The sequence below is a fragment of the Bacillus sp. AK031 genome (assembly GCF_053903065.1).
The window spans coordinates 774031-795580 of sequence record NZ_CP096424.1 but is presented as its reverse complement, the minus strand read 5'-3'; the positions used below and the strand labels follow the sequence as shown (position 1 = coordinate 795580).

23 protein-coding genes are annotated in these 21550 nt (G+C 41.2%); 10 read left to right on the top strand and 13 right to left on the bottom strand.

The genetic code is table 11. The features are described 5' to 3' along the window. Positions 1-132 precede the first annotated feature (132 nt). From M1E09_RS03800 to nagE, 4 genes are all read right to left on the bottom strand, one after another. Positions 133-1458, bottom strand: a complete 1326-nt coding sequence (locus tag M1E09_RS03800; RefSeq protein ID WP_456273557.1) for a copper amine oxidase — start codon at positions 1456-1458, stop codon at positions 133-135. A 407-nt stretch (positions 1459-1865) separates the two neighbouring features. Further along, positions 1866-1955 carry a putative holin-like toxin gene (locus M1E09_RS03795; RefSeq protein ID WP_456273556.1) on the bottom strand — a complete coding sequence of 30 codons (90 nt, stop codon included), beginning with the start codon at positions 1953-1955 and terminating at the stop codon, positions 1866-1868. 144 nt (positions 1956-2099) lie between these two features. Next, a complete protein-coding gene (locus tag M1E09_RS03790) occupies positions 2100-3017 on the bottom strand; it encodes a DUF7916 family protein (protein WP_456273555.1) in 918 nt (305 codons plus the stop codon). Between the two features lie 60 nt (positions 3018-3077). Then, on the bottom strand, positions 3078-4454 hold the full coding sequence (nagE, locus tag M1E09_RS03785) for an N-acetylglucosamine-specific PTS transporter subunit IIBC (protein ID WP_456273554.1): 1377 nt from the start codon (positions 4452-4454) through the stop codon (positions 3078-3080). A gap of 516 nt (positions 4455-4970) precedes the next feature. Here nagE and M1E09_RS03780 point away from each other — a divergent pair. Both M1E09_RS03780 and M1E09_RS03775 read left to right on the top strand, forming a co-directional pair. Beyond that, positions 4971-5255, top strand: a complete 285-nt coding sequence (locus M1E09_RS03780; protein ID WP_456273553.1) for a transposase — start codon at positions 4971-4973, stop codon at positions 5253-5255. Between the two features lie 11 nt (positions 5256-5266). After that, complete coding sequence (locus M1E09_RS03775; protein ID WP_456274893.1) at positions 5267-6142, top strand: IS3 family transposase; 876 nt, start codon at positions 5267-5269, stop codon at positions 6140-6142. A 431-nt stretch (positions 6143-6573) separates the two neighbouring features. Here M1E09_RS03775 and M1E09_RS03770 read toward each other — a convergent pair whose 3' ends face one another. Both M1E09_RS03770 and M1E09_RS03765 read right to left on the bottom strand, forming a co-directional pair. After that, the gene (locus M1E09_RS03770) at positions 6574-7626 is read right to left on the bottom strand and encodes a mechanosensitive ion channel family protein (protein ID WP_456273552.1); all 1053 of its coding nucleotides are present in this window, start codon (positions 7624-7626) and stop codon (positions 6574-6576) included. 219 nt (positions 7627-7845) lie between these two features. Then, on the bottom strand, positions 7846-8115 hold the full coding sequence (locus M1E09_RS03765; protein WP_456273551.1) for a hypothetical protein: 270 nt from the start codon (positions 8113-8115) through the stop codon (positions 7846-7848). 214 nt (positions 8116-8329) lie between these two features. Between M1E09_RS03765 and M1E09_RS03760 the strand changes: the two genes are divergently transcribed. Next, the gene (locus M1E09_RS03760) at positions 8330-8497 is read left to right on the top strand and encodes a hypothetical protein (protein ID WP_456273550.1); all 168 of its coding nucleotides are present in this window, start codon (positions 8330-8332) and stop codon (positions 8495-8497) included. A gap of 123 nt (positions 8498-8620) precedes the next feature. Here M1E09_RS03760 and M1E09_RS03755 read toward each other — a convergent pair whose 3' ends face one another. Together M1E09_RS03755 and M1E09_RS03750 are read right to left on the bottom strand one after the other, a co-directional pair. Continuing rightward, positions 8621-9049, bottom strand: coding sequence for a hypothetical protein (locus tag M1E09_RS03755; RefSeq protein WP_456273549.1), 429 nt, complete (start codon positions 9047-9049; stop codon positions 8621-8623). 68 nt (positions 9050-9117) lie between these two features. Beyond that, complete coding sequence (locus M1E09_RS03750) at positions 9118-10506, bottom strand: bifunctional metallophosphatase/5'-nucleotidase (protein WP_456273548.1); 1389 nt, start codon at positions 10504-10506, stop codon at positions 9118-9120. Between the two features lie 397 nt (positions 10507-10903). Here M1E09_RS03750 and M1E09_RS03745 point away from each other — a divergent pair, with 397 nt between their 5' ends. Continuing rightward, positions 10904-11239, top strand: coding sequence for a hypothetical protein (locus M1E09_RS03745; protein WP_456273547.1), 336 nt, complete (start codon positions 10904-10906; stop codon positions 11237-11239). Between the two features lie 40 nt (positions 11240-11279). Here the strand turns inward: M1E09_RS03745 and M1E09_RS03740 are convergent, their stop codons facing one another. Both M1E09_RS03740 and M1E09_RS03735 read right to left on the bottom strand, forming a co-directional pair. Continuing rightward, positions 11280-11591 (bottom strand): hypothetical protein, encoded by a 312-nt coding sequence (locus M1E09_RS03740; RefSeq protein WP_456273546.1) that lies wholly within the window; start codon positions 11589-11591, stop codon positions 11280-11282. Between the two features lie 135 nt (positions 11592-11726). Beyond that, positions 11727-12701, bottom strand: coding sequence for a glycerophosphodiester phosphodiesterase family protein (locus M1E09_RS03735; protein WP_456273545.1), 975 nt, complete (start codon positions 12699-12701; stop codon positions 11727-11729). A 148-nt stretch (positions 12702-12849) separates the two neighbouring features. Here M1E09_RS03735 and M1E09_RS03730 point away from each other — a divergent pair, with 148 nt between their 5' ends. Further along, positions 12850-13527, top strand: coding sequence for an FHA domain-containing protein (locus M1E09_RS03730; protein WP_456273544.1), 678 nt, complete (start codon positions 12850-12852; stop codon positions 13525-13527). 79 nt (positions 13528-13606) lie between these two features. On the opposite strand, the gene M1E09_RS03725 is transcribed toward M1E09_RS03730, so the two are convergent. After that, entirely contained in the window at positions 13607-14431 is an 825-nt protein-coding gene (locus tag M1E09_RS03725; RefSeq protein ID WP_456273543.1) for an aldo/keto reductase, read from the bottom strand. A gap of 242 nt (positions 14432-14673) precedes the next feature. Continuing rightward, the gene (locus M1E09_RS03720; protein WP_456273542.1) at positions 14674-15270 is read right to left on the bottom strand and encodes a class I SAM-dependent methyltransferase; all 597 of its coding nucleotides are present in this window, start codon (positions 15268-15270) and stop codon (positions 14674-14676) included. A 752-nt stretch (positions 15271-16022) separates the two neighbouring features. Here M1E09_RS03720 and M1E09_RS03715 point away from each other — a divergent pair. The 4 genes from M1E09_RS03715 to M1E09_RS03700 are packed head-to-tail and all read left to right on the top strand — an operon-like array spanning position 16023 to position 18222. Further along, complete coding sequence (locus tag M1E09_RS03715; protein WP_456273541.1) at positions 16023-16400, top strand: GntR family transcriptional regulator; 378 nt, start codon at positions 16023-16025, stop codon at positions 16398-16400. Next, entirely contained in the window at positions 16397-17284 is an 888-nt protein-coding gene (locus M1E09_RS03710; RefSeq protein WP_456273540.1) for an ATP-binding cassette domain-containing protein, read from the top strand. Before M1E09_RS03715 ends, M1E09_RS03710 begins: the two co-directional genes overlap by 4 nt. Further along, on the top strand, positions 17274-17981 hold the full coding sequence (locus M1E09_RS03705) for a hypothetical protein (RefSeq protein WP_456273539.1): 708 nt from the start codon (positions 17274-17276) through the stop codon (positions 17979-17981). Before M1E09_RS03710 ends, M1E09_RS03705 begins: the two co-directional genes overlap by 11 nt. Positions 17982-18000: 19 nt before the next feature. Further along, a complete protein-coding gene (locus M1E09_RS03700) occupies positions 18001-18222 on the top strand; it encodes a hypothetical protein (RefSeq protein WP_456273538.1) in 222 nt (73 codons plus the stop codon). A 499-nt stretch (positions 18223-18721) separates the two neighbouring features. Here M1E09_RS03700 and M1E09_RS03695 read toward each other — a convergent pair whose 3' ends face one another. Beyond that, positions 18722-20251: a DHA2 family efflux MFS transporter permease subunit gene (locus tag M1E09_RS03695; protein WP_456273537.1), complete on the bottom strand. Its 1530-nt coding sequence runs from the start codon at positions 20249-20251 to the stop codon at positions 18722-18724. 181 nt (positions 20252-20432) lie between these two features. Here M1E09_RS03695 and M1E09_RS03690 point away from each other — a divergent pair, with 181 nt between their 5' ends. Continuing rightward, positions 20433-21308, top strand: coding sequence for a TetR/AcrR family transcriptional regulator (locus M1E09_RS03690; RefSeq protein WP_456273536.1), 876 nt, complete (start codon positions 20433-20435; stop codon positions 21306-21308). The last annotated feature ends 242 nt before the right edge of the window (positions 21309-21550 follow it).

Below are 21550 nucleotides of genomic sequence, written 5' to 3'. Positions count from 1 at the left end.
TTTGAAACAAAAGAATTGATTGTATGTAGAAAAGTCAGTTACCTGTAGTAACGCCCCTAAAGCAACAACCTTTACGAAAAGAACTATAAATACAGAAAGAGAGAGGGATGGCCCCCTCTCCCTCAATTATTATTATTCTGCTGCTGTCTTGCGTCGGAATAAAGCTAACCCTGCAAACAGAACTCCTGGAAGTGCCCATAGAATCCAAGTGCTGTTTGCTGTTTGGCTCATGCCGCCCATACCGGTATTTGGCATTTCAGGCATACCCTCAAATTTTTCAGGAAACTGGTTTACAAATGCGGAACTGAACAGTTTAGCAGGTGTAAACATATGGCCGTACCCTTCTCTTGCAGTATCCCATGCAGCTGCATAGTCACCTTCATCATAACTGTTGAACGTACCAACTAATTGATCGACATGTGTTTGAAGGCCTGCAGCAAGTGCTTCAGCTTCCACACGGTTTTCGGTTGCAGTACTGATGAATGCTGAGAAATCCTGGCGATACTGATTCAATTCATTTAAAGCCTCTTCTTTGGCAGCTTCATCCTCGGCACCAGTAGCTTTCACATAATCTACGAAGTAAGAGATATGGTTACTCCACATTTCTTTAAATTTAGCAGCCGCTTCTTCTCCATATACAGAGCCGATTGCCGCAGAAAGTTCATCCGTATTTTCACTTAGAACTTTTACATTAGCATCAAATTCAGGTGCTCCTTGAATTCCATTCTGCATAGCCTGCTGTGCCAGTGCAAAGTGTTCGGAAAGAAGGAAGTTCAAATCAGAACGAAGATTGGCAGCATTCGTTACAGCTTTCGTATTATTGAACTTTTCCGGGAATTGGTTTACAATCGCGCTGGACAACGCCTTGCTTGTCATATAAAGATGTTCCATCGCATTGCTTTGAGTCATATACGCCTCATCATAATTTTTTGCCATGTATGCATCAAACCCTGAAATCAGCTGATCGATGTGTGTTTGCAGGCCTGAAGCCAGCACATCTGCCGGAACTTTTCCATTTGTAGCTTCAGAGATAAATGTTGAAAAGTCCTGTTTGTACATGTTCAACTCGTCCAAGGCAGCTTGTTTTCCTGCTTCATCTCCATTAACAGAAGCTTTTACATAATCGACGAAATATCCGATATGATTGCTCCAAAATTCATTGAACTGTTCACCTGCAGCTTCACCATATACGCTTGTGATGGCTGCTGTAAGGTCTTCAGTATTCCCCCTCAAAGCTTCTGCCACTTGAGCGTAGTCTTCATCTCCGTTTGCTGCTTTTCTCATGGACGTCATGGCAAGATAAGCGTGTTCAGAGAAGAGCCTGTCCAAATCTGCCCTTAATTCAACCGCAGGAGTTTCCACCGTTGGCATGTCTGAAGAACTATTTGCTGATGCTACTCCCGGAACTAATAGTGATAAACTTAATGGTACTGCAACTAATGCTTTTTTAAAATTCATCTTCTACCTCCTATGATTTTTTAACTCCCCGCGTAGATGTTATGTAACATTGTTGTACGGAAGTTGTTAAAGTGTTTATCCTACATAGGGACTATTCCACCTTTAATCCCTTTCAAACATATTGAATGTGCTGAACATGGATTAGCAGGATAAATTAACTAGACAAACCGCTATGTATGTAAGCGCGAAAATTTTTCTGTATTTATTAAGAATGTTTATGTTTACACTGTTTTCTTTACGCAAAAAGAAGGTAAGTATATAATGAACATAGAATCATAAAATAAAAAGAGAGCCCCGACGGCAATCAGGACTCTCTTACAGCAAATAGCCTGCATGGTATGCAGCGGCTCAAAAACAGCAAAGAATCAGAAGTAATCATCTTATACCTTTGGCCGGGGATGGGATGGTTACTTCTTTTTTTCCGTTACCGCGATAATCGCGACAACGAGCGTTCCAAACGCAATCATGATTTGAAGAACATCTTCAATCGCAACCATAAGCGTATCACCTCCCTTCATCCGGGAGTACGAGCCGCTGCCCCATCCTGCATTATGCTGTATTTCTATTATATCATTTGGACACTCTTTATTATCTCAGCAGAAAGGACCCCTTCAAAAAATTTGAACAGGCTAAAAGTCCTGTCATCTCAAAACAGATTGTGCCATTCGTACATACGTATGCCTCTTCCCTCTTACAGCAACGGAAAAAGCCAGGATATTTTCCGGATCAGCCATCCCTGCTATACCGGCATCGCCGATGTGGAATAGATCTGCTCCAGCCATTTTACTTGAGAGGGCGAGTGTTTTGATTGTATCAGGGTCAGCTCCTTCCTGGCTCGTTCCTATTGTTGTAATCGCCAATCCTCCATGGTGATGGATCGTTTCTATAAGTGAAGCGGACTTTTCCACTGAAAATCCAGGAACAGTGCCAGGTGATGGGACAAGCACTACGTCTGCCCCCGAATCGATGAAAGAAGTGACAACTTCCTCCGTCATCACCCTTCTCCCGGTCTCTCCCGCTACCCCCGCTCCATGCATCTTCCCTGCGAATATAAGACCATCATTGCCAAGGATTCCCCTTGCCAAAGTAATCGATTTGTTGATTTCAAGGTTTGAAACTCCTGTCTTAGGGTTGCCTGTCAAACAAACAAAGTCGAACCCGAGTTTTTTTGCTTTAGTCAGGGTTTCCTTTGTTGCAATCCTGCCCTTTGAAATTGAGGATAAGGCTTCAAGTTTTTCTGCAGAGGGATCAACCGGCTCCAGATTCACCCCAATCGGACACCCTGTCAATTCTTTCAACTGATAAATAATCGTCTCTGAAGGCCCGGAAGATAACCCCTCAATACAAGGGTGAAAAACATCAAAAAAATTAAGCAGTATCATGTCTGCCCCGAATGCACTTGCCAGCTCTGCATTAGTAATTGTCGGATAGTATGGTGTGCAGCTCGCTATGACTTCTGCTAATATGACCCTTCCCTCACTGGCAATGATCGATTTCTTGAGCTGGATTCCATTCATTTGCAAAAAATCTGACGCAGTACAATCCAATAGCCTTTTCATGCCAGGTCTCCTTTTAAAGAACGAAAGCAGAGGCTGTTGAATACCTCCGCTTTCCTATCTTCACAATTTTTTTAATTCATTCGCAAGAAATTCAACATCCGTTCCGACCACGACTTGCAGATCTTTTTGATTCAGCTTAATGACCCCTTTAGCCCCAAGCCGCTTCAATTCTGGCTCTTCCACTAAATCTGTATTCTTAACCACTAAGCGGAGACGGGTCACACAGTTATCAATTGAGACGATATTTTCTTTCCCTCCCAGAGCAGTAAGGTACTTTTCAGCAAGTTGTTTATAATCTCCACCATTTCCAATGCTTTGCGAGAACTCGCCTTCCACCTCATCTTCACGGCCAGGAGTTTTCAGATTGAACTTAATGATCATAAAGTAGAAAATCACAAAGTACAACGCTCCATATATCAATCCTATCAACAGCAGGAAAAGCGGTTTTTGGGCGATATTATAATTTAAAACATAATCAATCACACCCGCGGAGAAACCGAATCCGTGGTGGATATCGAGAACATACGTAAGGGACATCGCCAAGCCGGTCAAAATAGCGTGAGCCAAATACAGGACAGGCGACAAGAACATAAACAGAAATTCAATCGGTTCTGTAATACCTGTCAAGAAAGAGGTGAACGCAATACCGATCATTGCACCGCTGATCAGTTTCCTCCTTTCCTTTTTCGCTGCTGCTATCATGGCCAAAGCAGCGGCTGGAAGGCCGAACATCATGACAGGGAAGAACCCGGTCATGAATATCCCGGCATCTGGATCTTTTGCAAAAAATCGAGTGAGATCACCTTTGACAATTTCCCCGGCTGTGTTTGTAAATTCTCCAAATTCAAACCATACTAAAGTATTTAATACATGGTGAAGTCCAAGCGGAATTAACAGCCTGTTTAAGAAACCGAAGACACCAACTCCCAATGCTCCGGCTCCGACAATCCACTCACCGACTGCATTGATGGCTTCCTGGATCGGCGGCCAGACATATCCGAATACACCTGCCAGTAAAATCATGACAAGGGACGTGATGATCGGAACGAACCGGCGCCCCCCGAAGAAACCAAGATAATCCGGCAGTTTCTTGTCGTGATAGCGGTTATAAAGCAGACCCGCAATCCCCCCGGATAAGATACCTCCAAGAACCCCCATATTGATTTCTTCATTAATCGCCTGTGTGCCCTCACCCAAGACGAGAAACCCTATGGCTCCCGCCAATCCTGCAGCACCATTTCCATCCTTGGAAAGTCCGATGGCGACACCTATGGCAAATAATAATGCAAGGTGGTCAAAAATCGCTTTACCGGCAGCAGAAATGAAGGCAATATCCAATAAGTCCGGCTGGCCAATCCTGAGCAGCAATGCTGCAGCAGGGAGGACAGCGATCGGCAGCATCAAAGCTTTACCGATACGTTGCAAAAATCCTAACATACTGATCCCTTCTCTCTTTTAGAAGTAGTAGTACCGCTTACATAAAGGCTCGTACTCTAAAATATGAGAAAGGGACTTGATGATAGAACACATTAAGAAAAAAATAAGAGCGCTTCCTTGTTGAGGAAGGGGTTCTTTTTTGAAATGCAAAATATGAATTAACATTGCTTTTCGTATAGTAATTCTCTCCAAAATTAAAAAGCAATTTGGAAAGAAAGTCTGAAGAGAAATGCTTGGAGACATATGCTCAAAGCATTTTCATCCCAAGAAAGCACTGGTCAGCGACAAATCCCAAAAAGTAAACTGCAAAAATAAGAGGAGAAATTCCCCTTATTGTGGAAACAGCACGAAAAATAGCGTAAATAGAGGGAAGAATTCCCCCTATTTGCTCCAAAAGCATGAAAATGGAGCATTTGACTCTGCCTTAAGGGGAAAAAATTAAGTTAGTCTAAAAAGTGGACACAAGAAAAAGGTAGTGAGTTAGAATATAACTATCATTTATAAGGACGTGTTCACATGGGAAAACATTATTCATCCGAATATAAAGAGTATGTATGTAAAATGGTCGTGGAGGAAGGAAGGAAAGCGTCAGAGGTAGCTTATGAGCTGGAGATCCCCTACACCACGATGACTAAATGGGTACAAAAGTATAAACAAGCTAAGAACAGTAAGCATGACTATGTTACGCCTTCTGAGTTTGAGAAGCTAAAAAAGCAACATGAAAAAGAGATGAAAGCCCTACAGGAGGAGAATGAGATCCTAAAAAAGGCCATGCACATCTTCACGAAAAAAACCGATTAAAGTTCGAGTTTATTGAAGCCCATAGAGATGAACATACGGTAGTGAAGATGTGTGAAGTGTTGAAGGTATCATCTAGCGGCTTCTATAAATGGCTGGAAAGACAGGCGATTGGCGAGACGGAAAGAGAGAAACGCAAGAAGGAATTGCTTCAGAAAATTAGTAAGTCCTATCATGAAAGCTTGGGGACTTATGGAAGCCCCAGAGTACATGATGATTTAGTTGAGTGGAACTATACGGTTTCCTTGAAGACAGTTGCGCGTTACATGCAGGAACTTGGACTGAGAGCCATTCCAGAAACGAAGTTTGTGGTTACGACGGATTCCAATCACTCTCTGCCTCTATATCCAAACGTGGTGAATCGAGAATTTACTGTCGATACACCAAACAAGGTGTGGGTCGCCGATATAACGTATGTCTGGACACTTGAAGGCTGGCTTTATCTGTCATCAATCATGGACTTATTCTCAAGAAAAATTGTGGGTTGGAGCCATGGAAAGACAATGAAAAAGGAACTAACCCTGGAGGCTTTAAAAATGGCTTTAGATTCAAGGAATCCTGAAGAAGGACTCATTCACCATTCCGACCGTGGATCCCAGTATTGTTCGAATGACTACATCGATTGTTTAAAGGAAAGAGACATTCAAATATGTATGAGCCGGAAAGGAGATCCATACGACAATGCTTGTATTGAATCCTTCCACGCCACCATTAAGAAGGAGCTAATCTACCGATTCCGTTTTGACACAAGGGAACAGGCTGCCAAGGCCATTAATTTCTATATCTCTGCCCGGTATAATGAGAAGCGAAAACATTCCACTTTGGGCTATTGTTCCCCTAACAACTTTGAAAGAAAATACCAACAGAATTCCTTAGAAAAAATCTCATAAATGTACCATTTGCCTGAGTAATGAGTGATTCAATTTTGAATCACTCATTACTCAGGCCCACCAAACGAAGTGCGGTAGCCATTAAGGGTTACAAAATACCTTTTTAGATTGTCCATTTTCTTGACAGAAGTCCAAAAATCCCCTTATTTCCCCCGAACCTACCCCTATTCTGCAAGATAACGGGAAAAACTACCCTTATTTAAACAATCAAAGGTTACTCATAATTAAGGAAAAAAATGTGCGCTTAATTTATCTGTGTTAAAAGGGGGGCGAAATTCAGGGCGAATTTCGCCTTCATTTTATTAACCCCTATATATATCAAAAAAAAGAAGCAGTCTAATTCAGTTGCGAATCGGACTGCTAATTGGTGTGCTAATTTAGTTTTTGTATTCGAAATCCGAACCCGCTTCTTTTTGAGGAAGCACTCTTATTTAAACATCAAAACTGCGGATATGCAGATCTCTCTGCGGGAATGGAATTTCAATACCGTTATCAGAAAGAATACGGTTAATCCGGAAATTAACATTGCTTTTTATGACAACGAACTGGTTAGGGTCGGATATCCAGAGGAACAGTTCAAAATCGAGAGAGGATTCCCCAAACCCGACAAAATTCACAAATGGCTCTGGTGAATCAAGGACTGTCAGCGAAGCTTCACTTTCATCTTTCGCAACCTGTAATAGAAGTTCCCTTACTTTCTCTACATCCGTACCATAGGCTACTCCTATCGGCAGAACAAGGCGAAGACGAGGATCGCTGAAAGACCTGTTAACCACTTTCTCCTCCAGGAAATAAGAATTGGGAACGATTATATGCTCGTTATCGAGCGTCTTGATCACCGTCGCCCTCATCTTAATCTCTTCGACATCGCCAATGATTTCATCTACAATCACGCGGTCGCCCACCTTAATCGGCCTTTCAAATAAAAGAATGATTCCTGAGATAAAATTGGAAGCAATATTTTGCAGCCCGAACCCGATTCCCACACTTATGATACCGGCAAAAACAGTCAATGCACTCAGGTCGATACCGACAGTCGTCAAACTGATGATGAACGCCAGCACCATAATGGTATAGTGGGCAATCCGGTCAAAAGTAAACCGCAGGCCTTTATCCAGATTATAGTGATTGTACATTGCAGGCAGAATCGCTTTTGTGACGACTTTAGAAAACCTGCTGGCCAACGAGATGATCAACACCGCTATGACGATAAGAAATACGGTTACTTTCATTTGTCCGGCAGAAAACAATTCCGCAAACATCCATCTGGAATCCCCATAATAAATCAATAGGAACAACAGAATCCCATAAAAGCTGATCCAGTTCACAAGGCTCCTTGTCACTTCATGAAACCGGGAAAGTTTCTTGGAGCTCCATAAAGCCACTGATCTGACAATAAGGATTCCGGCGACCACAGCAATGGTAATCAGTATGTCACCTAAATCCAGTTCCCCAAGCCAATCATTATATGTAGAAAAATCCAATTTTTCATCTCCTTTGAGCTATGTTTTCTATCTTCATTATAAGCTAAATTTCGATTTATGTTTAAATCACAAGGTGTTCGAGGCTTACCCACATGGAAAGGTGCACCACGTTTGTGAGACCACTTCACCTTTTTCAAGAAACATATCTTTTACGGGAATAACCGGGGGAAATACATAAAAAAAGAAGGAGCGCTAACCCCGCGCATCCTTCATTTCACTCTATTTTTTCTTAAATACTTTACCTGATGCTCCCTTAAGAAGGCCGGAAGCTGTATCGACTGTTTTTTCAACAGCCTTATTCCCTGTCTTGGAAACTCCTTTGACAAGATCAGTGGACGTGTCAGAAACCTTGCCAACAAGACCGCCTTCTCCACTTATCGACTTTACGATTCCGTTAGCTGTATCAGCAGTCTGGTTCACAAGATCACTGGCCTGTTTCGAAGTGTTTTTCAACAAATCTTTGGGATTGTTTGAATTTTTTTCAGTCATTAATTATGTTCCCCCTTTGATGTAGGATACATAACTAATCCTATGAGCGGAAACGGATTTTATGAGTAATAATATTTATCGCAGCACATGCTCAATCACTTAACCTGTATCAGCATCCAATTTGATTGTATTCCTGGCAAGAGTGCAATGGAATTTCATAGAGATTCTTGCTATATTTATAATGGAAGTAAAAGCAACGAAAGGAAGTTGTGAAATGGCAAGCAATGAGGATAACAGTAACGAAAACATTGTTTATTATAAAGATGAACCAGATGAAATCAGCGGGAGATGCGAATGCGGAAACAAATTGTTTAAATCTACCGTAAAAGACGGAATGTTTTACAGGAAATGCCGGGAGTGCGGCAAAACGAAAATCGTTTAACCTATAGCTAGGAGCCCTGTATTCCAGATCAGTTCAGGTGCATCATGAGTCCTTTCATAATGCACCTTTTTCTTCTATTAGACCCCTTTTGACTCTCAAGGCCTTTTCAATAAATCAGGAAGGCTACATTTTTATTTCTGTGCTTTTCTCAGTATATCTTTTATAAAGGAATTTCCCTCCAATGATCAGAATGGCAACCCCTGCATACAGGAAAAACAGAACCAAAAAGCCCCACATACCAACGACAGCATCGGCAAATTCCATATTTCCCCGGTTCGTAATAGCCTGCTGGATCTCTATCGCAAATACCAGAACGAACATAAAAGTCAATGTATACAAAAAAGCAATCATTGTAATACCAAAAGGCAATTTAGAAAACCACTTGGTGACTGCAAAGATGAAAAAGAAGACGGCAATGCCAATGACCCCCATAATCCAAAAATGCAGGTCTTTGTCAGTCAGATTCATTCCTAAAACGTCATTTGAAACCGTGATTAACACGTCATGTAACTGGTTTACTGCTTCTGCCAGCAGCTTTATGCCTTCTTTCATAAGGCTTCACTCTTTCCATTCATAGTATTCAACTATTATAACAATCTGAAAAACAGAAGGATATACTATCAGATTGAAATGGCACTGGCTGCAGTCCACCTGTTAATCAATGCTTGTTCTACAAACCCAGGATTGTCAGCGTATAGACGAATGACATCTTTTATTTCTTCAGGAAGGTACTTTACATTTTTATTATTGGCGAGAGATGGATATCCCGACCCCCGCTGTAAATAATCAGAGCTTGCCACCTTATACCACTTTTCCTCTTCAAGAGGATCATCTCCTACGGATATATGAGTGATGGCGTTCCCTTTATACACAACTTTGACTCCTGAAATATGGAGCCTTCCCACAAATCTTCCTCTGAAACCAGGTCCCCGGCCATCTGCAAGGCATACTTGGGCATCCAGCGATTCTACAAGTGCTTTCCGTAAGTCTTTTCCCCGGATTTCAAATAAAGTGGGGTTTAAAGGGGAAGGACAGATTTCAATAAGTTTTTTGTTGGAAAGATAATCGAATGCTCCAGCATTTACGATTCCACCGTTAATCAGGCCGATGTCTGCATTCAGCATGTCTTTCAACCCGTCTGCAATCAAGTTGCTTATTGGATTTTCCTGTACGACATCATGCCATAAGGATACTCTCAAAGGATAAAGTGGCTGGCTCAACGCATTGACAGCTTTTTCTTTATTTCGTTTTAAAATTGACAGTATCTGTTCATCTTCGGAAGCATCCTTCGTTGCGATTGTTTCAGAATGTACAAGCTCCACTTTTCCGTTTTTAACATACAATTCAAGGATACCGACGTACTCTCCGTAACAGCCCGCACTGTTCAGGATGGTACCATTAATGATTTTTGCTTTCGGATATAGCTGGTGATCGTGGGAAGATATTATGATATCAATTCCATCCACTTCCTCTGCAAGATCATCATCAGCTAATGTTCCCACATGATTTAACACAAGACAAACATCATATTGTCCCTGATTTTCCTTGATTTCATCAATGAGAGCTTCCTTATAGGAACGGATATGCACACCAAGGCCATCATTGAAATCACCTAGATTTGGTGAAGAGCCTGTGATGAAAATGCGCAGGCCATTTTTCTCGATGATCGTAGATGATACAACCCCTTGTACGGCTGTATGGTCTTTTCTGCGCAGGTTATTGCTAATGAACGGAAGAGGACTTGCCGCAGCCATATATGCAAGTGTGTCCACACCATTGAAGGTTTCATTATTCCCTATTGTCAGAGCGTCATAGCCAACAGAATTCAGCAACTCCACTGCTGCCAGGCCCCGCGTTCCCTGCAGCTCAATACTTTTAAAATCTGCAAAATCCCCGCCATCAAGGACAAGGGTATCCTCATCTTTCAATTCTTTTATTACGGAAGCCGCTCTTGAAAAATTTTCAAAGTGGCTGTGAAGGTCATTTGTATGTATGATTTTTAACTTCATGGTTCACCTCAAAATTTAAGATTAATAGCCTGCTGGTACTACTTCGAACAACTTTCGCAATATCCTTCTTTAATATGACTTCGCATACAAATTGATTCCATTTTTTACAAAGAAGGTTTAACCCACTGTCTTATAGGCAATATTACCTATAAGAACGGAGATGTTATGTATGTTAAAGGACTTGGAAATACTTATGTTCATTAAGGAGCTGGGAAGACTCCTTGAGGATTACAAAAGATGTACAGATGAAACGATTAAAACTATGATTCAAGAGGATATCTTATTTCTTACAAAAATTATTAATCCGTATTGAACCACCCACATATTAATTGAAATACATTTTTACAGACAAGCCTGAATATCTTTCATATATACCTGTAGTATAAGGAGGAAATATATGAAGAAAATCGGCATATTTGGATTGTCCCTGATATTCCTGAGCGCATGCGGTGCAGAAGAAGCATCACCTGCAAATGAACTATGCGGTTATGGTGAGATGATGACCGTAGGCGGCAAAGAATACTTGAGATTGCATGAGAAACAGGAGTTAACGCTGGATCAGCCTATTGGAGAAATACTTGTTAAAATTGACCCCAGCCTTCATCCCGTTGAAGAGTTGTCCTCCAACAGCCTGGCTGAAGGCACTGACCTATTCACCGTCAAAAATCATGAACATTTTCTGGTTGCTAAGACGGAAGAAGATAAATATATATTATTTGAAGAATTACACTAAGAAAGAGGGCCTGTTTACTATTGGCCCTCTTTTTTCATAATCAAATAGCAAATTTGCTGTAGACGGTCTTAACATAATTGCTGCTGTTGGTATAGTATACTTCTTTTACATAATACCAATAAGAATCCTTGTCACTATAGACTTTAATATACCCGGTTGTTGTATATTCGGTTTTGACGAAAGTCCAAGTATGGCCTCCATTACCGACCGGTACATAAAGCGGACTTGCCTCTTCTGCTTTGCTTACAATCCCTTTATCCGACTCTTCGGCGGAAACCATCCCTCCTCCTAAAATGCCGGCAGCCAAGATGCCTCCACAAATGGATAAAAATGACTTATTCAGCGATTTCATATCCTTCTCTCCTTTGTTTAAGGATTTCCAGCGATGTACAGACTCCGCTATCTATCTTTAAAACTTTCAGTCTTGGAATTTCCTTATTTTTTCAGACTTATAGTTCTATTCGCTTAGCAGATTGAAATTCCTTCCTTATTTTTCAAAAAATGGAGCAACTATGTCTATCCGATTCGTCCATATTCCCCCACTATAGTCCGATGGAAGCCTCGTGAGATCTTCATCTGAATCAAAGCCTTCCGACCAACCCCCGTCTCCCGCAACGATAATCACTCGCGTGTCCACTGATTCCATCCTGTTCAGAAATTTATCCGGCCAGCCCCATAGCAGGGAGACGTATTTCTCCGGAATATGTAATTGAGTATTGGTGCAGGAAGAAGGGACCTTTCCGGACCATCCTAGACCCAGGTATGAAAACAGGCAGCTTTTCAATGATTCTTTGGACATGACTTTCATCTCAGGAAGCTCTGCTTTAAAGGCTGTAACCGGGGCATCTCCTCCATAAACAGTGATCAAACTTCGTTGTGATTCCGGGAGTTTGGACAGCGTTTCTGCAAGCTGCACACCTTCAATTGGTTCATTGCTTTTGATATGAATGAGAAATGTTTTGCCAGGAAAAGCGGATAACACTTCATCCAAGGAAGGCATTAATCCGATTCCTTCTCCTCTGAAAGGATATGTTTCTCCGTCATCCGCTGTGTAGCCGTAGCCGATATCCGCTTCCTTTAGCTGTTCCATCGTATATTCTTTCGGTTCGCCGCTTAGATTTGTCCGGCAATCCAGCGTCCAGTCGTGGAATACCGCAAACTGTCCATCCTTGGTCGGCCTGATATCAAACTCAACCATATCGGCTCCCGCCTTAAATGCCGCTTCCATGGATGGGATTGTATTCTCCAGATATGGGTGTTCCGGTTCGAATATTCTCTCCGCCGTACAGGTATCTCCCTGAATTCCTTCCATACTGAACGTTTGTGCAAGCCCGCGATGTGCAAGGAGAAAAGGTTCTCCGTCCCGTTGCTTGGTAAAAAGAGAACTGTTATTGAAAATAACAAATAAAGAGAATAAGAGAATAATGATCAGAGTTCTTATTAAAATTTTCTTGAATTTCACTTTGCTTACCTCCTATTAAGTTATAAGATATATATAGTCTTTAGTATAAATGAATCATATTAAACCTTGCATTCTATACTCAATAGGTAAACCATAATAATTGTATAACAGGACTCTGATAAATAGAAAATGATTTTAGGAGAATACAATGAACACACCCTCATATATAATCGTTGAACAAGGCACTCCTTATGAGAAAGGCGCCTTTATAGCCTTGCACCATCCAAAACTGATAATTGGCAGAAAGTCCAAAAACACAGCGCCTGATATTTCTTTCGACAACATCCATGTATCCAGGGAACACTTGGAAATTCATTGTAATGATCAAGGGCAATATTTTGTTAAAGACCTCGGCAGTAAGCATGGTACCTTGTTGAATAACAAACCGTTATCCCACGAAAAAGAGATTCTTCTGAAACATTCAGATAAGCTGGTACTTGCTGATGGCTGTATTAAATTATCCTTTTCTACTTCCAGCCTCGAGTTGACCGCAGACCTTGAACCAATATTTCTGGAGACTGATACATATGATGAATTCACCTTAGATTCACTGAAACAGGAATTAACAGTCTCAGGTAACATTTACTCCTTCTCTGAAAAAGAATATAAAGGGATCGAACTGCTCCTGCAGCAAAGAGGACATTTTGTTTCTGTTGAGGAGATAAAAAAATCGGTATGGCCCGAGAGGCTTCATTCCAATGAAGAGTTTCCTGATGTAAGCATGGAAGAAGTCAATGCCTTGATTTACCGCATACGCAAAAAAACACAGGACCTTATTCATATTGAAAATATAAGGGGAAAAGGATACGTTTTATCCTTTAAATGAGTGGCAAAAGCGACGACTCTGCTGCTTGGTTCAAAAAAGGCACGCTCAAAGTACTTGAGCGCGCCTTTTTATATCTTTATTATCTGACATTCATCTCATTCGGGTGCGGGCCTTTACGTCTGTCCAGGTTCAGTTCATTGATTTTGTTCATTTCCTCTTCAGACAGTTCAAAATCAAATACATTGATGTTTTCTTCAATCCTGGAAGGAGTCACGGATTTTGGAATGACAATCGTGTTATTTTGCAAGTGCCAGCGAAGCACAACCTGAGCAGGTGTTTTCCCATGTGTTCCAGCAATGCTTTTGATTATATCATTTTGCAGTACTTCTCCACCCTGTTCAAGAGGGCTCCATGCTTCAACAAAGATATCATGTTTAGCACAGAACTCTTTTAATTCATTTTGAGCCAAATGCGGATGGCATTCAACCTGGTTCAATACAGGCTTGACATCACATTCTTTCAGCAGGCGTTCCAAATGCTCGATTTCAAAGTTACATACGCCGATCGCCTTCACTTTCCCGTCTTGATATAGCTTCTCTAAAGCTTTATATGTATCAACATATTCATCAAATTCAGGAGTCGGCCAGTGAATCAGATACAAGTCAACGTAATCAAGTCCTAATCTTTCCAAACTTTCATCAAAGGCACGCAAAGTATTATCATAGCCTTGATCAGTGTTCCAGACTTTTGTTGTAATGAAGAGTTCTTCACGTGAAACAGAAGCTTCTTTAATTGCTTTCCCCACGCCTTCTTCATTTTTGTAAATCATTGCAGTATCAATAGAAGTATAGCCGGCTTCGATTGCTTTTGAAACAGCTGCAGTCGCTTGATCATCTTCAACCTGCCATACACCAAAACCAAGCTGAGGCATTTTCAACCCATTATTTAGAGTCACGAAATTCATCTGGCATTCTCCTTTAGTTTTTATTTCCTTGCCGTGTGAAACACACCGATAAGGATTTACGGCATGCTCTTATATCATTCCACCTGGCCGGTAAATCAATTATATAAAAGCATTGGTAATTTGATAAAGTAAAGAGGCTTGAAGATCTTACTGTTCATGCCCGTTTTCACGTGAGTACGGCTCACACAAAAACGGTCGAAGTCTCAAGCTCTTCACCGTTCTAATTGAATTTAAAAAGCACATCACTTGATGCTTCTGGATATAAACATTGAAGCATCTTGTTTCATAAATATGTTTTTACCATGATAGAATGTCTTCATTTCATTTGATTTGAAACCAACTTCAGATAATTTCCCAATTAGCTCTTCATGCGAAAAACCGTTGTGAACTTTCGGATGATTGATACTTTCATTTTTATTAAAATCAACAATAATCAGCTTGCCGTCTTTATTTAAGATGTTGAACAACTCTTGTAAGATTTTATGAGTATCCGGAATATGAAGTAGAACCAGGGACATTAAAATGATGTCTGCCTTAAGGTCCGTACTATCTGCAGTGAAATCTGAGTAAAGTACTTTTGCGTTGTCCATACCCCTCCGCGAAATTTTAGCTTTCGCTGCCTCTACCATTTGTTCTGATGAGTCGACCAGTAAAATAGATTTCACTAAATCTGCTAATTCTAAACTAATTAAACCAGTACCACTTCCATAGTCAATTAAAGATTTAGATTGACTGTTTTGTAATTCCTTCCTTACTTCCTTAACGATTACCTTAGCCAATTCAATTCTTTCTTCCGTATCATATCTGTTTGCCATCTGTTCAAAAACGTTGTTTTCCATCTCCATCCCCCTTGACCTTACTTTGTTGTGTGTGGCCCTCCAGCTGCCATGCCGGATACTTTTTAAGTTTGGTTCTCTTAATCATCCTATTCTACTGTTGTACTTGTCCTATATAGGATGTTTCTTCCTAATCATTATATTATAAATTACTTCTTTCTTTGTAATAGGGTGTTTCCTCCTTAATCATCGTATTGTAAAAACTCTCTCATTCTGCAGGGCTTTTTTTATAGCCGATAGTAGAACTTCCACCCTTCCCCCGGTAACTGTTTCTCCACTTGGATCTTTTTCCTAATAATTTCAATTTTCAGGTTAAGTTAAGGTTGTCCTTCTTAATGTGAATCAGGGGACGAACAACAGTAAGGATAGTGATGAATATGAAAGCTTTAGGCTAAAATGGTATCAAATGCATGAGAGAATTAACGAATGAAATCACCAAGATCGATTGCTGTTTCTGAGAAATTGAAACAACCTATAATACCATCCTTGCGTATAAGAGTGCATGACCATAGCACCAATGATATTAATCTTTAAAAAAAGAGCAACACAGCAATCTGGACCACAAGCAGAAGTGTTCTCTCACCGCTCAAACTTAAACATGCCACTAGAACATCCAGCTTACCTCTTCCCCAACGAAACATCACCTTGCCAATCCGAAAATTTTTTATTGACGAATAACCCAATCTCATATATGGTTATATACATAACTATATAACCATATAACACTAAGGAGTGAATGTTGTGGTGATGGACTATTGAGCCAGCCATTCGATGATAACAGGCCAATCTTCATCCAGATCAAAGAAAGGATAGAAGATCAGATTGTAAATGATCAGTTAACAGAACATGATCAAATTCCGTCAACTACCCAGCTTGTGAAGTTTTATAAAATCAATCACTTAACTATAGCCAAAGGGATTAACTTACTAGTGGATGCCGGAATCATTTATAAAAAAAGAGGTGTGGGGATGTTTGTGGCCGAGGGTGCAAAAGCAATGCTTTTGGAACAGCGAAGAGAAGGATTCGTTGACCAGTATATGCTGCCATTGATCCAGGAAGCAGAGAAGTTAGGAATATCAGAAGGTGAAATTGTTGATCTCCTGAAACAATTGAAAGGACGTGATAAAGAATGAGTTTTGATATAGCTATTACAAACGCAACTGTGAAATTTGGAAAGACAGAGGCCTTAAAGAATATCAATTTGCAGCTTGAAAGCGGAAAGATTTACGGCCTTATCGGAAGGAATGGTGCAGGTAAGTCCACCCTTCTTTCATTTTTGGCCTCTTTTTTGGAACCAGACGAGGGAACAATCAAAATCGGCGGAAAAGAACCTTTTGAAAATGCAGAAATAATGTCTCAAGTCACGTTTGCCTATAACACGGATTACAGTGATGAAACAGAAAAAGTAAAAGGGATGCTGGAAGCCTGTGAAAGATACCGTCCTAACTTCAATAAAGAATTGGCAGCTGAGTTGGTTGAGCTTTTCAATATACCTCTCCATAAACAGGTGAAGCACCTTTCGACGGGTATGCAGTCGGCATTAAATGTAACGATGGGACTGGCTAACAGATCTCCCATCACGATATTTGATGAAACCTATAACGGCATGGATGCACCTACCCGGGAATTATTTTATCAAAAAGTACTAGAGGATTATGAAGAATCCCCACGGACCATCATTCTTTCGACCCATTTAGTTTCGGAAATGGACTATTTATTTGAAGAGGCCATTTTCCTCCATAATGGAAAAGTGCTCCTCAAAGAACCAGTCGACGTGTTAATGGAGCGGGGAGCTTCCATTACAGGTTCAGTCGAAGATGTAGATGCATTTGTCCGTGACATGAAACAATTAAGTTCTCAGAAACTTGGAGGGACAAAGTCAACAATGGTTTATGGAGAAATCTCAGAAGAGAAACGGCAGGTTGCCCAACAGAAAGGATTGGAAGTCGGACCTGTTTCACTGCAGGACCTGTTCATCCATTTAACAGGCGAGGAGGTTAACGAAAATGGCAAATAATCAACAAGCCGTCAAAGTCGCCGCTGATATGTCTGTATTGCAGTTAATTTGGTCTGCATGGTTTATGTCTTTTGTATTCATTGCTTATGTGATTTTACAGAGATTCGTTAATAATGATGCTGTTAATGAGCAAAGCTTCCTGACGTTTGCATATGGACCTTCTAAAATTTACATGCTGGTGATTGGAATCTTATCAGTCCATGCTTTTCTGACTTTTTACGTTAGAAGCGGCATTACAAGAAGGGATTACTTTAAAGGGGCGGCTGTTTCGTCTTTTGTCGTATCATTAGTGCTCATGCTGTCGGCCGGCATTATTACAGCCATTGAGAAAGTGATAGACTCTGGGATTGAAACTAATTCATTTATCGGATCAGATGCACCCTTACTACTGACCATGCTGGTCTTCAGTGTAAATATACTGATGTATTATGCTGCTGGATGGTTGATTGGTGCTGGATTTTACCGTTTTGGCGGGATTGGCGGCATGATGTATATTCTCTTGGCTATTGTCATCATTTCACTTTCAGATTTTCTTTGGGAGTCTGAGTTGAGGGAGCCTCTTAAGTTTCTTTTAGATTTAAGCAGCCAGCAGGATTTCTCCTTATTTACATCGTTTATTTTAACAGCATTTCTGCTGGCTATGACTCTATGGATCATAAAGAGTACAACCAAAAGGGTACGGATTAAACTTAAATAATGGAGTAAAGGAGAACACAATGAATTTCTTGGAAAAAGTATTTAACTGGCTGCTTGTCATCGGCCTCATCTTTATGTTTGGCAGGGTTTTAACGTTGGTATTTAGATCGATGGATCTTCCATTTACCACCTTCTTTGTCGACTACAACCCTCTACCAATAATCGTGCTGATCATCGGTGCCATTGGTTCGAACATCGTAAAAGGGATTAATAAGGATAAATCATACGGAACAGGTGAATAGACATAGACGGTGCCTATATTTCAACAAAAAGAGGCTGGGACAAAACCTTAAAAAAAGGCTCTTTTCGCAAAGAATGTGTCTGAGTAAAAAGAATGGATTTCCGCTCCAGGTGCACGACTCCGCGGGGCGGGCGGTGAGCCTCCTCGGCTTTGCCTGCGGGGTTACGTTCCGGTGGGTACGTAACCTTGGTCTCACCTGTCCCGCTAGTCCCGCAGGAGGTCGTGCACCTTCCTCTCCAATCCGCTTACGTTCAGGAAGCAGCGGTAAATAACCTTATAAGTAACCTCTTTAAGATAAGAGCCTAATAACATGAAAGAACCGCATGAAATCAAGAGTATATAACCCCTTGATCTCATGCGGTTTTTTTTTGATTATTTCTGCTTAAATCAATTAGTTTTCAACTTATGTCCCAGCCTCTTTTTTATTTCACAATGTAGTCTCAGTACCCAGACAGTGTAACCTGAGAGACCTAAAGATCGTCCCTCTTCTTACAATTCTGTTATTTCCCTGCAGCCAATTCAGCGGCAACTTTTTTATTAACAGGCATCTCTTCAACCGGATCTTCCGCTTGGACTGCCCTCTTAATAAAGAATGACAATACCAGCGCTACAGCTGCAATAGCTGATGCTGCAAGGAAGGCATCATTAATGCCTTTAAGCATCCCTTCCATAGCAACCTGCTGCTGCATTTGAGCCATGGCTGCTTCTGAAGGCTGGCCTGTTAGATTTTCCATCGCACCCTGCATGAGTTCCTTCGTATGTGTTACCGTGCGATTGGACATTACCGTAATGAGCAATGCCGTTCCAATTGCACCGGAAACCTGATTCAATGTGTTATTCATCGCAGTACCATGAGGATAGTAACGTGCTGGAAGCTGGTTCAAACCATTTGTCGAAACCGGCATCATAACCATCGACATACCGAACATCCGGATAGAGTTCAAGATGACCAGGTTGGTATAAGACGTATCCTGTGTCAACTTACTGAATAAATAAGTTGTTACGACCGTAATCATCAACCCGCTTGTAGCCAGCACACGTCCGCCGAACTTATCAAACAGCCTTCCAGTGATAGGTGACATAAAGGCCATCACCAATGCACCCGGCAGCATTAACAACCCGGCATCCAACGGGGAAATCCCACGGATTGTCTGCACGTAAATCGGAATCATCAACATCCCGGAGAACAAGGCCATATTGACGACCATCGTAATCGAGGAAGACAAGGCAAACATCGGATATTTGAACACCTGGAAGTTTAGCATCGGCCTTTCCAATTTAGATTGGCGCAGAATGAATGTCACCAAAGAGACAACACCCAACGCAATCATTCCGTAAACCCAGGGACTGTCCCAACCTTTTGTACCGGCAGAACTGAAACCATATAATAAACTTCCAAAACCGACGCTGGAAAGGATCACTGACAAGAAATCCAAGCGCAGGTCCACTTTCTCTTTTTTATCCTTTAATAAGAAGAATCCAAGTAAAAGCACAATCACAGCAATCGGTGTTACAAAGTGGAACAACATTCTCCAATCATAGTTTTCGACGATCCAGCCGGATAAAGTCGGGCCAGTGGCAGGCGCAGCCATCATGATCAATCCGAATACACCCATAGCCGCTCCTCGTTTTTCAACCGGGAAGCTGACCAACATAACATTCATCAAGAGCGGCATCATAATTGCAGTTCCAGATGCCTGAACCATGCGTCCTGCCAGCAGAACCGGGAATACATGTGCAATCCCAGCAAGCAATGTACCGATTGTAAACAAAGTCATCGCCACTAAGAACAGCCGGCGGACCGAATATTTTTCAATAAGAAAAGCGGTTGTCGGAATCAATACTCCGTTCACCAGCATGAAGCCGGTTGTCAACCACTGTACCGTGGATGCTTCGACCTCCAGCTCCATCATGATGGACGGGAGGGCAATATTAAGTAATGTATTATTTAAAAATGCGATAAAAGCTCCAACCATCAGAACAGCCAATATCCCATATTGAGGACGGACATTTTTTGTTGTACCTTTCATTCGTTCTCCTCCTATACCGTTAGTTCATTTTTTTATACTGTCATTTTAAACAAGATTTATCATATACCATCAGTTCAAAAAATTCAATTGGAAATTTTATTTTTTTCATAAAGGTTTGTAGATTCAAGGATACTAGGTTATTATCAGATTTATACAGGCGGTATAGTCAGGGGGCAAAATAATGAATAAGAGGAAGGAGCATGTGATCACACAAGCACATGGTCTGTTTATCGAAAAGGGATTTCAGCAAACGTCCATACAGGACATTTTGGATTTAAGCGGCATCTCAAAAGGGACATTTTACAATTATTTTTCCTCGAAGAATGAATTGTTGATCGAACTGTTCAAGTCCATATACAGTGAAATCGAAAAGAAAAGAAATGATCTGCTGATAAGCCAGGATCCTTCTGATATAGAAATTTTCATCAAACAAATCGAAATACAAATGATTGAAAATAAAGAAAATAAATTGATTCCTCTTTATGAGGAAGTGATGATGTCAAAAGACGAAGATTTAAAGAACTCGGTCAAAAGAGGGCAGCTGAAGATGATTTACTGGCTGCACGGGCGGTTCCTGGACATCTTTGGCGAAAGCAAAAGACCTTATCTTTTGGATTGCGCCATTACATTTCTCGGCATTCTGCATCATAACCTTCGCTATTATTCATTGGTTAATAACACAAACGCAGGGCTGCACAGGGTTGTCCACTACAGCGTCGACCGCATCGTCAATATCGCGGAGGAACTGGGTAAAGGCAGGAAGCCATTATTTCAGCCGGAACTCCTGCAGGTCTGGTTTCCTGAACATCAAACGGACAACCAGGATGAAAGACAGGAACTCTATCATACTGTATTATTCTTGAAACAACAGCTTATTGAGCGGGAAGACCAGGCAAAGTATCTGGAATTATTGGATTTTATCCAGGAGGAATTTCTTCACTCAAAGACTCCACGGAGGTTTCTTATCGAGAGTGCTTTTTCTTCTTTAAAAGTGGGAGAAGAATTATTTGAGGAAACTCATTTTGAGAAGCTGGAAAACTTGATTAAAAATTTATAGTGTCTAAATAAATATGAAAGAGGCTGGGACAAAACCTTAAAAAAAGGCTCTTTTCGCAAAGAATGTGTCTGAATAAAAAGAATGGATTTCCGCTCCAGGTGCACGACTCCGCGGGGCGGGCGGTGAGCCTCCTCGGCTTTGCCTGCGGGGTTACGTTCCGGTGGGTACGTAACCTTGGTCTCACCTGTCCCGGTAGTCCCGCAGGAGATCGCGCACCTTCCGCTCCAATCCGCTTACGTTCA

Bases quoted from the DNA above. Each gene is read 5' to 3' on its own strand.
- M1E09_RS03800 (WP_456273557.1), bottom strand. From the start codon at position 1,458: ATGAATTTTAAAAAAGCATTAGTTGCAGTACCATTAAGTTTATCACTA.
- M1E09_RS03795 (WP_456273556.1), bottom strand. From the start codon at position 1,955: ATGGTTGCGATTGAAGATGTTCTTCAAATCATGATTGCGTTTGGAACG.
- M1E09_RS03790 (WP_456273555.1), bottom strand. From the start codon at position 3,017: ATGAAAAGGCTATTGGATTGTACTGCGTCAGATTTTTTGCAAATGAAT.
- nagE (WP_456273554.1), bottom strand. From the start codon at position 4,454: ATGTTAGGATTTTTGCAACGTATCGGTAAAGCTTTGATGCTGCCGATC.
- M1E09_RS03780 (WP_456273553.1), top strand. From the start codon at position 4,971: ATGGGAAAACATTATTCATCCGAATATAAAGAGTATGTATGTAAAATG.
- M1E09_RS03765 (WP_456273551.1), bottom strand. From the start codon at position 8,115: ATGACTGAAAAAAATTCAAACAATCCCAAAGATTTGTTGAAAAACACT.
- M1E09_RS03760 (WP_456273550.1), top strand. From the start codon at position 8,330: ATGGCAAGCAATGAGGATAACAGTAACGAAAACATTGTTTATTATAAA.
- M1E09_RS03755 (WP_456273549.1), bottom strand. From the start codon at position 9,049: ATGAAAGAAGGCATAAAGCTGCTGGCAGAAGCAGTAAACCAGTTACAT.
- M1E09_RS03750 (WP_456273548.1), bottom strand. From the start codon at position 10,506: ATGAAGTTAAAAATCATACATACAAATGACCTTCACAGCCACTTTGAA.
- M1E09_RS03745 (WP_456273547.1), top strand. From the start codon at position 10,904: ATGAAGAAAATCGGCATATTTGGATTGTCCCTGATATTCCTGAGCGCA.
- M1E09_RS03740 (WP_456273546.1), bottom strand. From the start codon at position 11,591: ATGAAATCGCTGAATAAGTCATTTTTATCCATTTGTGGAGGCATCTTG.
- M1E09_RS03730 (WP_456273544.1), top strand. From the start codon at position 12,850: ATGAACACACCCTCATATATAATCGTTGAACAAGGCACTCCTTATGAG.
- M1E09_RS03725 (WP_456273543.1), bottom strand. From the start codon at position 14,431: ATGAATTTCGTGACTCTAAATAATGGGTTGAAAATGCCTCAGCTTGGT.
- M1E09_RS03720 (WP_456273542.1), bottom strand. From the start codon at position 15,270: ATGGAAAACAACGTTTTTGAACAGATGGCAAACAGATATGATACGGAA.
- M1E09_RS03710 (WP_456273540.1), top strand. From the start codon at position 16,397: ATGAGTTTTGATATAGCTATTACAAACGCAACTGTGAAATTTGGAAAG.
- M1E09_RS03705 (WP_456273539.1), top strand. From the start codon at position 17,274: ATGGCAAATAATCAACAAGCCGTCAAAGTCGCCGCTGATATGTCTGTA.
- M1E09_RS03700 (WP_456273538.1), top strand. From the start codon at position 18,001: ATGAATTTCTTGGAAAAAGTATTTAACTGGCTGCTTGTCATCGGCCTC.
- M1E09_RS03695 (WP_456273537.1), bottom strand. From the start codon at position 20,251: ATGAAAGGTACAACAAAAAATGTCCGTCCTCAATATGGGATATTGGCT.
- M1E09_RS03690 (WP_456273536.1), top strand. From the start codon at position 20,433: ATGAATAAGAGGAAGGAGCATGTGATCACACAAGCACATGGTCTGTTT.